General features: G+C 37.1%; 4 protein-coding genes. 3 read left to right on the forward strand and 1 reads right to left on the reverse strand.

Annotated elements, in window-relative coordinates; all coding sequences use genetic code 11:
- Positions 1-370: 370 nt before the first annotated feature.
- The 3 genes from E0H99_RS07280 (at position 371) to E0H99_RS07290 (ending at position 13,946) form a co-directional block, all read left to right on the forward strand.
- Positions 371-6,115, forward strand: a complete 5,745-nt coding sequence (locus E0H99_RS07280) for a LamG-like jellyroll fold domain-containing protein (RefSeq protein WP_131993120.1) — start codon at positions 371-373, stop codon at positions 6,113-6,115.
- A gap of 439 nt (positions 6,116-6,554) precedes the next feature.
- Complete coding sequence (locus E0H99_RS07285) at positions 6,555-13,562, forward strand: LamG-like jellyroll fold domain-containing protein (protein WP_131993123.1); 7,008 nt, start codon at positions 6,555-6,557, stop codon at positions 13,560-13,562.
- Between the two features lie 150 nt (positions 13,563-13,712).
- Complete coding sequence (locus tag E0H99_RS07290; protein WP_131993126.1) at positions 13,713-13,946, forward strand: hypothetical protein; 234 nt, start codon at positions 13,713-13,715, stop codon at positions 13,944-13,946.
- 85 nt (positions 13,947-14,031) lie between these two features.
- On the opposite strand, the gene E0H99_RS07295 is transcribed toward E0H99_RS07290, so the two are convergent.
- Positions 14,032-14,484, reverse strand: coding sequence for a DUF4442 domain-containing protein (locus E0H99_RS07295; protein ID WP_131993129.1), 453 nt, complete (start codon positions 14,482-14,484; stop codon positions 14,032-14,034).
- Between the last annotated feature and the right edge of the window lie 17 nt (positions 14,485-14,501).

Here is a 14,501-nt window from a genome sequence, read left to right on the forward strand (position 1 = left end):
TTCTCCTAACCGGGAAGTCTTTTTTTATACAATTAGACCAATTAAAAATGATTCATTAAAATCATAAACTGTTAATTAAGATTAACTAAATATCTATGGTTACATTTTTTTGAATAGTAATAAATATTGAAAATTTAGAAACCAGTAACTATTTCCCCATAATAGTCCCTATTTATTTTTTTATAAAAATTAATTATTTTGTATTAATTAAACTACAATATTTAAATAAAAATGTATTTTGTCGATTTTATTTGCACTTTAGCTGATTAATCACAATAATACATTTAACTTTAGTCCATAAAATATCACTCAAACAAGTCACGCTCAAAAGATAAAAAACTGAACCTTAATTAAATACAGTAATTAGACTATGAATAAAATTACTTTAATAAGCAAAAAATTAGTTTTTACAATTGTTCTCCTTTTCATTACATTTTTTGGAATTTCACAAACGACTCAAACCTTTTCCACATCTGGAACATTTACTGTTCCTGCTGGGGTGACCTGGATACAAGTTGAAGCTTGGGGAGGAGGAGGCGCTGGTGGTGGTGCAACAGGAAATCCATCTGCTGGTGGCGGTGGTGCCGGTGGCGGCTATGTTAAGAATACATCCATTACAGTAATTCCAGGCACTACATATACTGTTACTGTTGGAACAGGCGGAGTTGGTTCAACAGGCACAGGTGGTGCAGGAAATTCATCTTGGTTCGGGTCAACGGCTACATTATTAGCTGTTGGTGGTAATGGTGGTAACGGTGCAAGTGGTAATCTTTCAACTACTGGTGGTGCAACTGCATCCACAAGTGGCAATATTGGCTGGTCATCTGGTTTTAATTATTATGGAGGGGCAGGTGGAACCGGTGCAGCATTAGGGGTATCAAGTGGCGGTGGTGGCGGAAGCGCAGGAACAATCTCAAATGGAAATAGTGCTCTTATAATGCTTGGAGGTGCTGCAGTTACTGGAGGTGGTGCAGGGGCAACAGGCTTAGATATCAGTAGCGACGGAAATTCAAGCACTGCTTTTGGCGGTGCTGGAGCTGGGGCTAGAGCAGGAACCGGTGCAGATAGATCAGGCGGGAATGGCTACAAAGGTCAAGTAATTATCTCATGGACCTGCCCTACTTATAGTTTAACGGCAACTCTATCGGCAACTCCAATCTGTCCAAGCAACACAGCCAGTGCATTAGTAACATCCTCAGCAGCAGGACTACCAGTAGGAACTTATACTGTAACATACAACTTAACAGGAGCCAATACCGCTACAGCCAATACCGCAACTATGATGGTTACAAGTGCCGGTTCAGGAATTTTTACCACAAGCGCACTTTCAAATTCCGGTACAACTACTATAACAATTACAAATCTGACAAGTGGTGGAACTACTCCTAATAATTGTAGTTCTAACATTGGTACAAATAATACTGCAAACGTAACCGTAAATGCCACTCCTACAATTACAGGTACAACTCCCGCTTCTAGAGTTGGCTCTGGCACAGTTGATTTGTCCGCAACTGCTTCTGCCGGAATAATTTCTTGGTTTGCAGCATCAACTGGAGGAAGTGCTTTAGGAACAGGACCCAGTTTTACCACGCCATTTATTGCTACAACGACAACCTATTATATTGAAGCGGTTAATGGTCCATGTGTTTCTGCCGCAAGAACAGCTATAGTAGCAACCGTAAATTTACCCGAAATAAATATTCTGGGAAACGCTGTTTCAATTATTGATGGTGATGCAATTCCAAGTCCCACAGATTGGACCGACTTTGGGTCAATGGAAACTAGTACAGGAATCATTACAAAAACATATACCATTCAAAATACGGGTACTTCCCCCTTATCCATAGGAGTCCTAACTATTTCCGGAACTAACGCTGGCGATTTCACAGTTACCACTAGTCCGAGTACTTCAATTGCTGCGGGAGGCAGTTCTACATTTTCTGTCAGCTTTAATCCTAATACCTTAGGTTTAAAAACGGCCGCAATTTCAATTGTAAACGGCGATACTAATGAAAATCCTTATGATTTTTCTATTCAAGGTACTGGAATTCAAACCTTTTTTGATAGCGACGGGGATGGTGTATATGACAATTTTGATATAGATGATGATAATGATGGTATTCTAGATGCTACTGAGGAAACAAATTGTAACAGCTCAAATGGCCATAAAGTAGATTATAAGTTTTTAAATGAAACCTTCGGGACAGGAGGAAGGACTTCAAGCTTTACAGCTGCTTATAATGCAACAACAACCTATTGCTATGAAGACGGAATTGCAGGCACTAACACGACAGCATGTCCTAGCCAATCAACCTGGATACTAGACGATGGGGAATACACGGTGGTTTCTAAAATAACGGGAACAGTAGCCAGCGACCCTGAAAATATTCATGGTGATTTAGCTTGGTACAATGGCGAAGATCATACCACAGGGGACACCAATGGAAGAATGGCGGTTTTTAACGCCAGTTTTACTCCAGGCACATTTTACGAAACAACGATAACAGGAATCCTGTCCAATCTGCCTGTAACCTACAGTTTTTGGGTATTAAATATAATGGCCCCCTCTACTTTCCCAGGCTCAATTTTACCCAATGTAACAGTAGAATTTTATGATTTATCAAACAATCTTCTTACGACTTTCAACACAGGAGACATCGGAAGGTGCTCTGGAAGCACTACGGACAATACCTGCAGTCAAGGAGTTTGGAAACAATTCACTACTAGTGTCAACTTAGGAAATGTGAATGCCTTTACCATCCGTTTCAAAAATAATGCTCCTGGTGGTGGCGGTAATGACCTTGCATTGGATGACATCCTAATTTCACAAACTTTATGTGATTTAGACCATGATGGAGTTGCCGATATGTTTGATTTGGATGCCGATAATGATGGTATTGAAGATGTTATTGAAACTGGCTTAGGAAACTTGAGCAATGCTAAAGGAAGAATAGATGTGACTTGGGTTGACACCAACGGAAATGGACTCCTTGATAGTGCCGAATCCACAGCTGCATTACCAGCATTAGACTCTGATAGTGATGGAATCCCAAATTATATAGATTTAGACAGTGACAACGACAGTCTTTTCGACTTGGATGAATCTGGGGCAGGAAATACAAATGCTGTTTCTGGATATGTAAATGGGGACGGAGACATCAATGGGGACGGAACAGGAGATGGTCCGGAATCAGAAACATTTAGAAGTAAAGATATTAATGGAGATGGAATAACAGAAGGTTTTGGAGACGGAATATTAGACATTTACGACTATGGTACGGGAGCAACAAACCAATACGGAAATTTAGGACAAGGTATTGCAACTGCAAATCCAGCTACTACCTATCTAAAAGACACAGATACCGACGGAATCCCCGATTATCTTGATGTGATATCTAACGGAAGTACATTTGATATTGCAAATACATTATTGATTTATGACTATAAAATTTTAGACACTAATAATAATGGAATTATTGATGGAACAACTGACATTGACAAAGATGGCATTCTGGATACTTTTGATACGAATACGTTTCAGTGGGGTTCACCAAGAGACATCCGCACAAAACTATTTCTAGATTTTGATGGACGAAATGACTATGGACAAAGCACAGCAATCCTTGGAGGTTTAGCCAATGCATCGCTCATGGCATGGGTTAATTTAAACCCTGCATTTTCTTCGGAAGGAGTCATTGTAGGACAAAATAATTTCCAAATACGAATAACAGCTGCTAAAAAATTAGAAGGAATTGTTAATGGAACTTCAGTCCTTTTTAATACCACCTTAAATGTATCACAATGGTATCATGTTGGGGTAATCTATGACGGTGCCAATATAAAGTTATATTTAAACGGTGCTTTGGTGGCAAGCCAAGCTAAAACAGGAAGCATTTCAGCAGATGCATCGCTTCTCACTTTAGGAAGAGATCCAAGCAGTAATACAAAATATTTTAAAGGAAAAATAGATGAAGTAAGAGTATTTAATTTGGCTTTGACCGATTCCCAATTACAACGAATGGTATATCAGGAAATTCAAGATACCAGTTCACAAATTAGAGGTACAATTGTCCCAAAAAACGTAGCCACCTCTCCTATTCCTTTGCCTTTTGCTAATTTGCTTCGTTATTACAGAATGGACAATTATAAAGATGATATCATTGATGACCTGACAACTCCTGCAATTGATATCATTGGAACAAAAATTTACAACCATAAGAACATTCATATTCAACAAGCCCCTATGCCATTTTTAACAGAACGAAATGGAAGTTTTTCAACAGCGGTAAACAGCCCTACAAAAGAAATCAGAGGAGAAGATATTATGGAACAAAACTGGTCGATAGTACATGTAAAACATGACATTACAGAAACGGCTAACAACATTGATTTAGGCATGCTGGTGGATGCAGGAAAAAATATTATAATGAACAATGATACCAAAATACAAAATGATTGGTACTTAAAATTAGATGGAAAAATTGATTTAGTTGGGATGTCACAGTTGGTGCAAACCACGGAAAGTGATTTAGACGTTACAAGCTCAGGATATATCGAAAGAGATCAAAAAGGACAATCTAATTTATACAATTATAATTATTGGAGTTCTCCAGTCAGCCCAATAAATACAACTACAAATAACGCTGACTACACCGTTTCTGGCAGTTTGAAAGATGGAACCAATCCAGTAACACCAATTGCAATAAATTGGATAGGTGGCTATGACGGTGCTGCAACAACTCCAATTAGTCTAGCTCGTTACTGGCTTTATAAATTTGATGATTATGCTAATGATTATGCTAATTGGGTTCAAATAAATGAAAATGATCCAATACGAGTAGGTCAAGGATTTACATTAAAAGGAAGTGGAGCATCATCAGGAACTCAAAATTATACCTTCATTGGAAAACCGAATAATGGATCGATAACAACAAATACTGTTGGTGATGATCAATTATTGTTAACCGGTAACCCATATCCATCTGCATTAGATGCCGACGCTTTTATAACTGATAATATACTTTCTTTAGAAACTTTCTCAAATCCCTCTACAGATGGCACTTTATATTTTTGGGAACATTATGCAACCAATAACACCCATATTTTACGTGATTATCAAGGTGGATATGCTGCACGAAATTTAACTGGGGGTTTAGCGCCATCAGCAGCTGGTATTGATTTCATCAGCCAATCAGGAACCCCATCAAGAGGGATTCCTAACCGATATATTCCAGTAGGCCAAGGCTTTTTTGTGAATGGAAAAATTGGTTCAGGCGGTACAGTTATCTTTAAAAATAGCCAAAGAGGTTTTCATAAAGAAAATGACGCTTTGAATTCTAATGTAATGTATAAAATTGGACACAATGATAAAAAGGAAAAATCGTTGAGTAATACTAATAATGACAATGATCCTATAGAAAAAGATACTTTTAAAAGAATTCGATTGGGATTTAATTCCCATAACGATTACCACAGACAGGTATTATTAGGATTTATGAATGAAAAAGCAACCAGCGAAATGGATTACGGTTATGATGGTTTAAATATCGATGACTTTCCCAATGATATGTATTTTTTGAATGGAGAAAATCAATTGGTAATTCAAGGCGAAGGATTTTTTGACATCAATGCTTCCTACCCTATTGGAGTAAAAACGGATGCTGCAGGGAAAGTCAAATTCCTAATCGATGCTTTAGAAAACTTTGATATAAACCAACCTATTTTTCTATACGATGATGACACCAAAATGTACTATAATATCCGAAATGAAGCTTTTGAAATCAATCTTACTGAAGGCGAACATAATTCCCGTTTTTCATTACGATTCAAAGACAAAACACTAAATCTTAATGAGGAAACCAGTATTGATAATGAAATAAAAATAGCCCATTCACAAAGCAAAAACACAATAATAATCAACAATAAAGCAATAGATATAACTGTTCAAGAAGTGACTTTATTCAATATTATTGGACAATCAATCACCACTTGGAAAATTGAAAATCAAGGACAATATGACATACAGCTTCCAATCAAAAAAATAAGTTCAGGAGTGTATATTGTAAAACTCAAAACTTCTAAAGGAGCACTCAGTAAAAAAATAATTATTAAATAATCTTAGGATTAATAAACTTTAAAAAAGAGAAAACTGTCTGAAAAGACAGTTTTTTTTATGTCAAAATTGTTCCTGAAAAAAGAAAAAAAGAAAACCTCCAAGCTTAATTTTATTAAAACGAGTAGTTTATCGGGAGATAAAATCCTTTTATCGAAAAAAAGATTTTTTTAATAAAATTTAGTTATAAATTCTTAATTTTAAGGTTGTTAAGTTTACAAAACCTAAAAAAACAATATATACAATCCGAATAAAATCATCCTTTTGTCATTTTTGAATATCTATTCTAAAAGAAAACATAGAGAATAACAACAGCTTGATTAATTTTTTCATTGCAAATAATACCACAATAATAAACTTTATTTTACTTCTGTAAATGTCATAGATTATTCTATGTCCCGATTACAAAATCTTAATTGTTTGATTAAAAAGTGTGACTATTATGAAAAAAAATTACTTCTTTATAATTCTATTGTTTCTAACTTCACTATATAGCTTTGGGCAGTGTCAGACTCTCTCCGGAGATAATAAAGTTTGCATTAATACAACTGAAACGTATACAGCTGTATCTGGTGGATCAAATTATAGTTGGACATTTTCTGGAGGAACTCTTAGTTCTGGAGGTTCGCTAACTGACAATACAATAACGATTGATTGGGGTAGTGTTGCCGGAAACTATGACATTACTGTTACTTTTGATGGCGCTCCTAGTTCTAGCTGTGTAGGAACGATAACAGCTGCTCTTAGTGTAAGTGTAAATGTAAAACCCAACACTCCAAATGTTTCTCCTTTAAATTATTGTTTAAATGCGGCCTCTGTTATAGAGGATGCTATTTCAGGATCTTTAACGGATCTCCTTTGGTATACTGTATCAACAGGAGGAATACCTGCTTCTATAGCTCCAACACTTGATACCAGTGTTGCAGGAACCACTTCATATTGGGTCAGTAGAGATGGCGGAGGACCAAGTTGCGAAAGTGATCGAGCTGAGATTGTGGTTACTGTAAATCCTTCAACAGGAGCAACCAGCTTTACAGCGGGAGCAACCACAGTATGCCAGAATGCATCTGATGAGACTTATACTGCAACGGCTGCCAACAGCACTTCAGTAGTATATTCGGTATTACCGGTAGCAGCGGGAACAATAAATGTAAGTACCGGGGTGATGAATTGGGATGCGGCGTTCAGCGGAACAGCTACTATCACCGCCACTTCAACTGGGCTGTGCGGTACGACAACCGCAGACAGAATGCTAACGGTAACACCCAATAACACAATTGCTTTATCATCGGCAGTAGGCACAAATACACAAACCATTTGTATTTCTACTCCAATCACAAATATAACTTACACAACTACTGGAGCAACAGGAGCAACATTCAGTGGACTTCCAACGGGAGTCTCTGGAAGCTGGTCAGCAAATACAGTAACTATAAGTGGCTCTCCTTCTGTTTCAGTCGCTTCACCATATAATTATACAGTAACGTTAACCGGAGGCTGTGGAATTGTAACCGCTACAGGTTCTATAACGGTAACACCCAATAACACAATTGCTTTATCATCGGCAGCAGGCACAAATGCACAAACCACTTGTATTTCTACTCCAATCACAAATATAACTTACACAACTACTGGAGCAACCGGTGCAACTATCACGGGACTTCCAACGGGAGTCTCTGGAAGCTGGTCAGCAAATACAGTAACTATAAGTGGTTCTCCTTCTGTTTCAGTCGCTTCGCCATATAATTATACCATATCTTTAACCGGAGGTTGTGGAACTGTAACCGCTACAGGTTCTATAACGGTAACACCCAATAACACAATTGCTTTATCATCGGCAGCAGGCACAAATGCACAAACTACTTGTATTTCTACTCCAATTACAAATATAACTTACACAACTACCAGAGCAACCGGTGCAACATTCAGTGGACTTCCAACGGGAGTCTCTGCAAGCTGGTCAGCAAATACAGTAACTATAAGTGGCTCTCCTTCTGTTTCAGTCGCTTCACCATATAATTATACCATAACTTTAACCGGAGGCTGTGGAACTGTAACCGCTACAGGTTCTATAACGGTAACACCCAATAACACAATTACTTTATCATCGGCAGCAGGCACAAATGCACAAACAAGATGTATCAACACGGCGATAACCAATATTACTTATACAACTACCAGAGCAACCGGTGTAACATTCACTGGACTTCCAACTGGAGTCTCTGGAAGCTGGTCAGCAAACACAGTAACTATAAGTGGCTCTCCTTCTGTTTCAGTCGCTTCGCCATATAATTATACCATAACTTTAACTGGAGGCTGTGGAACTGTAACCGCTACAGGTTCTATAATGGTAAATCCAAAGCCTATTGGTTCTGCTTCAGCTCAGACCATTTGCAGTAAAGGAACCACTAGTGTTACACTAAACTCAACAGTAAGCGGCACAACATTTACTTGGACAGCTATACAAATAACACCGCCTGGCGGAACAATAACTGGATTTAGTAATTGTGCAGCCGCTTGTGGATCTACAATTGCCCAGACATTAACCAATTCAGGCACTACAACAGGTGTGGTTCGCTATACCGTAACACCAACTGCTGCCGGATGTCCAGGTACGACGTTTACCGTAGATGTAACTGTGAATCCAAAACCAGTAGTAACTTTAACTAATGTAACGGCACAATGTACAGCTACATTAACGGCACCAACGGCAACGGATAACTGTGGTGTCACAGTAACCGGAACGACAGGAGATCCATCAATTTATAATACCCAAGGAACATATCCTGTCAATTGGTCTTTTGATTTTGGCAATGGTATTGTAATCGCAGCAAGTCATAATGTAATTATCGATGACACAATAGCACCAGTACCAGACACAACACCAAACTTACCAGATGTTAACAAAGCAGGATGTGAGTTAACCACTTTACCTGCACCAACAGCAACTGATACTTGTAAAGGAACAATTACTGGTACAACAACAACTCCATTCCCAATTACAACAGAAGGAACTACAGTAGTAACTTGGACATACAATGATGGTAACGGAAACACAACAACTCAAACACAAAATGTAATACTGACAGCACCATCAATTTCTGGGGGATCATTGTCAGGCTATATTAGTGACATAGTTCCGACCCCTGCTGCTACTGACAATATAGCCATAACTTCTTGTCCAAATGATTCAAACCCAATTAGAATAAATTTATCAGGTGAAACAGGTACAATTGTTCGTTGGGAAAAATTCGAAGCTGGAGGTACTACATGGAGTGCTATTCCAAATACTGCTGACACCCACACCTATAATACTATCTTTAATTTTAGCAACACTAAATCCACTTTATTTAGAGCGCTAATTCAAGTAGGAAACTGTACGAAATATTCAAATATGGTAAACGTACATGCAATTCCTCCTGATGTACCACCAATTTTAGATCAAAATTTATTCAATATCTGTCTTGGTGATCAAGTTAGTTTAGTAGCTCGTAGCGGATATGCTTCGACAGTAGCAGTAGGAGATGGTGGAGATTTTAATGAGGGACAATTTCCAGAAAAGTGGGATCCAACGCAATGGAAAATTGATGGAGAAGTAGCAGGAACGGCATGGACAGCAGCAGCAAATAACACAAAAGTCAACAACTGGACAGGAACCAATGATGCTAAAAATGTAGGTACATCCTATATAATAAAATATGATAATGGCACAGCGGGGAAGAAATTTGGAATGGCTCATGGTAATTATAATAGTGCCGCTTATATTTCTAAGTTTGGTGTAGGACCAACAACTTTAGAAACTCCGATATTTAGTTTGGAAGGTTTAGCAGAAGCGTCTATCTGTTTCGATCAAGCGTATAATCTACATGCGGGAGATTATGCTAAGTTAGAGTTATCCTTAGATGGCGGAGCAACTTATGACATTCCCTTACAAGAACTAATTGGAACAAACCCTCCATTAACTTGGGATTGGCAGAATCATTCTCCTTCAACTGCTAGTTATTATATGTTTGCAAACGATAACTCCTGTTTTGATTTATATGAATACATTAAAGAAATTCCTGCTGGCGGCCTTACTAATCTTAGAGTGAAGTGGACCTTTTTTGGAACAACTGATGAAAGTGTATGGGCAATAGACAATATTACAATTCCTGTTAAACCTTATAGTGATGAGTTAGAATGGACCGATGGAATTGGAGAACCTGGGGTGTATATTGTAAAAGGTAAATTAGAGGTGGCATATACTTTTCCGCCTACATCGCCTGGCGTCCATAAATACGGAGCAACAAGTTTAATTAACGGATGTAGAGCATATGATCCAGACGGAACGGCAATAGCGACTGTAGTAGTAAATTATGCCTATGCCGGTGAAGCTATGGGATATACCAATGCCGAGTGTGGAGAAAGAACGGTTAATCTTAATGCGTTTGATAATACTAAAACTGCAGAACAAAATAAGGCTAAAGGTGCCTACCCATTAGCACTTAATACTTTTAGTGATGATCCAGGCACAGGAGCAACAGGAACATGGTCCGTCTTTAACACTACAAATACATGTGGAACCTATAGTTTTTCTGATGTCAAAAGTCCAACTTCATCCTTTTCAGGTGATGCGGGAGTTTATACTTTGAGATGGAAATTAGATGTTTCAGGTTGTTTTAGCGATGTCCAAGTAACATTAACCAGTTGTGATGTTATTGATTTTGATGGCGTTGATGATTATGTAGCTTTTAAAAATAATTATGGATTAGATAGTACATTTGGTACTGCATTTAGTATAGAAGTTTGGGTAAAACCAGATCCACAACCAGCAAACCCATTAAGTACCATCCAAACCATTCTATCTAAACGAAATGCAAACAGTCTTGTTGATGGTTATGACTTAAGACTTGTAGGCAGTATACTAACCTTTAATTGGAATAATGGAAGTAAAATAACTTCACCCTTCCCATTAACGACCAATAGATGGTATCATGTTGCTGTTACCTATAGTGGTGGAATCTATATATTGTATGTTGACGGAATTGAAGTTATTCGTTCTGCTGGTTCTGCACCAACAATTAATAGCTTTGAGTGCATTGCGGGAGCTATGGACCAAACAGGAAACCCTCCAAACAAACCTGTAAATCATTTTTCAGGATGGATGGATGAATTAAGAATTTGGGATATAGGTTTAAGTTCTGACCATGTACGACAAATGATGAATCAACAAATTATCAATAATGGCGCTGCTGTTAGAGGAGAAATAATACCTATTGATATTAATGGGCCAGATGCCAATAAAGACGGAACTGATGACCAACCTTTAAATTGGGCAAATTTAAAAGGCTATTACCGTATGAATCTAATTGACTGTGGTTATCTTAAACCTTTTGGAGGAAAAGGTGTTGATGGCAAATTAAGAAATATTACGAGTTCTCAAGAAGAGACTGCTCCTTTACCCTATGTTTCAATAAGAGATGGTAATTGGACCGATAGAGGTGCCGGTACAACTCCGTGGAAATACGGTCATTCTGTTTGGGATTATCCAAATAGTACTGGTTATAATGGAACTCTAATCGATTGGAATATTGTACAAACGGCACACAACATTAGTTCTGGGAATAAAGACATTACCGTATTAGGATTGATTTCAACTGCAGGTAAATTAACAATTGCAGATCCTACGCCAACCACTCCAATTGAAAAAAATGACGGTCAAGGGGTATGGATAACTCTTTATTTAAAATTGAATGGTACTATTGATCTGGTAGGAGAATCACAATTGGTACAAAAGAGATATGGTACTTATAATCCAACGGACCAATTATTTATTACGACTCAATTCAGCGAAAGTATTTTTGATGCAACCAGTTTAGGATATATTGAACGGGATCAACAAGGCAAAAAAAATAGTTTCAATTACAATTATTGGTCATCACCCGTAAGTACTATTCAAGGGCTCATTAATAATACGCCGCATAACGTTCCAGGTATTTTAAGAGATGGTACAAATTCTGCTGATCCGAAAACTATAACTTTTGGTGACGGTGCCTTTTTTGCCGACGGGCCCAATACAACTTTTATAAATATAAGTAACCGTTGGATATGGTCATACAATTCAGCAACACCCGATTCTAATACAGATTGGGATGATTATTTCCAATGGAACTATATTGGAAATACTGGGTCATTAAAAGCAGGAGAAGGATTTACGATGAAAGGAACAGGTGGAGCAGCAGATCTTGATGTAACACAAAATCATGTATTTGTCGGGAAACCCAATTCCGGAACCATTACACTGCCCTTACCTCCAATTCAAACCTATTTAGTAGGAAATCCCTATCCATCCGCACTCGATGCCAACGAATTTATTTTAGATAATTTAGCGGGCAGAAATGCTGAGGGCAAAAATGTATTTAATGGCGCGCTCTATTTCTGGGATCATTTTGGTAAGTCAGACAATCATATATTGGCTGAATATCAGGGTGGTTATGCAACTTATACTTTAACCGGAGGTGTTAAAGCTATTAATGACAGCCCTTTAAATGTAAATGATGGTTCATGGGGATCAAAAGTACCTGGACGTTACATACCCGTAGGACAAGGATTTTTTGTGGATGCCTATTTAGACCCTACCATAAATGGGACAACAACAACCGTTGATGGTGGTTATATTAATTTTAAAAATAGTCAAAGGGTATTCGTGAGAGAAACTTCGTCGAGTTCCATTTTCATGAAAACTGCGGGAACTAAAAACACAAAAAAAACAGATACTGATATAGATACAAGATCAAAAATAAGACTTGGTTTTGACTCTCCTGTGGGTATGCACCGACAACTATTAGTTGGAGCAGACAGTAATACAACCCCTCTTTTTGATATTGGTTATGATGCACAAATGTTCGACATGAATGAGAATGATATGTATTGGGAATTGAGTAACAGTCAGTTTGTGATTCAAGCAATTCCCGATTTTAATGTGAATCAAATAATCCCTATAGGTCTTGCTATAGCAAATGAAGGTAAAGCAACTATCAAGATTGATGCATTAGAAAACATACCTGAGACTACCAAAATCTATTTACATGATAACATTACAGGCATTTATCATGACATCCGGAATAGTGATTTTACAATTTCGTTAGCCATTGGTGAATACAAAAACCGTTTCTCCTTACAATTCACAAATAAAACACTTGATGTTGAAGAGAATAATTTGAATGATGGACTTATAGTTTTATATTCCAACAATTATAAAGTCTTAATTATTCAAAATAAAATTCTTGACGCAACTGTAAACGAAGTTCATCTCTTTAATTTATTAGGACAAGCTATGGCAAATTGGGATGTGAAAGATGAGAATCAAACCAAAATTCAAATTCCAATCAAAAATTTAAGTTCAGGAGTATACATAGTAAAACTAAAAACTTCAAAAGGGGATTACGGCAAAAAAATCATTATCAAATAAAAGGGATATTTCCAGTAATAAAATCCGATTCAATTAAGTAAACATTAACCTGAATTTTAACAATTGATTTAAATTATTATTTATATTTGAATTATAATTTTGGATTTACATCCAAAGCAAAAAATAAAACCAATTTTAACTTTACAAAAAATGAAAAAGATAATAACCTGTATAGCAATCGCATTTCTGACTGTAAATCTTAGTGCGCAAGAAAGTAAAACTGCCACAAAAGAAAAAGCAAAAAAAGAATCCTGTTGTGCTAAAAAAGATTCCAAATCAAAAGCAATGAGTGCTGATGAAATAGAAAAATGCCAAGCAAAATGCAAGGCCGAAGGAAAAAAGTGCGATGTCTCAACGGCAAAAGCAAGTGGAAAAAAATGCTAATCTAAAAAATATAAATTTTAATTTCCTATAAAAAACGCCTCTAGATTTAGAGGCGTTTTTCCATTTTAATAAATCTCAGCATTTTTTATTTGACTCTTACACTCCATTCAAAATCCATTTCGGATACTTGAACTCCTTTTTCATCCGTTCCAATAGACTTCATCCAGAAGGTTTGTCCTTCTCCAGTAGCAATTGTTTTTTGAATCGCTTGTTCGATTAGATAGCCATCTTTACAGGTAAAAGTGATTCTTCCTGTGGCTTTTTTGGTAAAATTCCCTTTATTATTAGCGACGAGCATAGATATTTTTCTCCCGCTTTTTTGAATTTGGAACATTACTAAAGCTCCTGTAGAAAGCTCTGCAGCCATTGCCTGCACAGCAAAATACATGGAGTTAAACGGATTTTGATTAATCCAACGGTGTTTTACTGATACCACACATTTGTTTTCATCAATCTCTTTTACACGCACACCACAGATAAATGCCGACGGTAATTTAAATAAGAGAAATTTATTAAGTTTTGACGCTGTAAGTTTCATATGTAGCTAATATTTGT

Origin of the sequence: Flavobacterium sp. GT3P67 (assembly GCF_004349155.1) — a bacterium.
Classification (GTDB): Bacteria; Bacteroidota; Bacteroidia; order Flavobacteriales; family Flavobacteriaceae; genus Flavobacterium; species Flavobacterium ranwuense.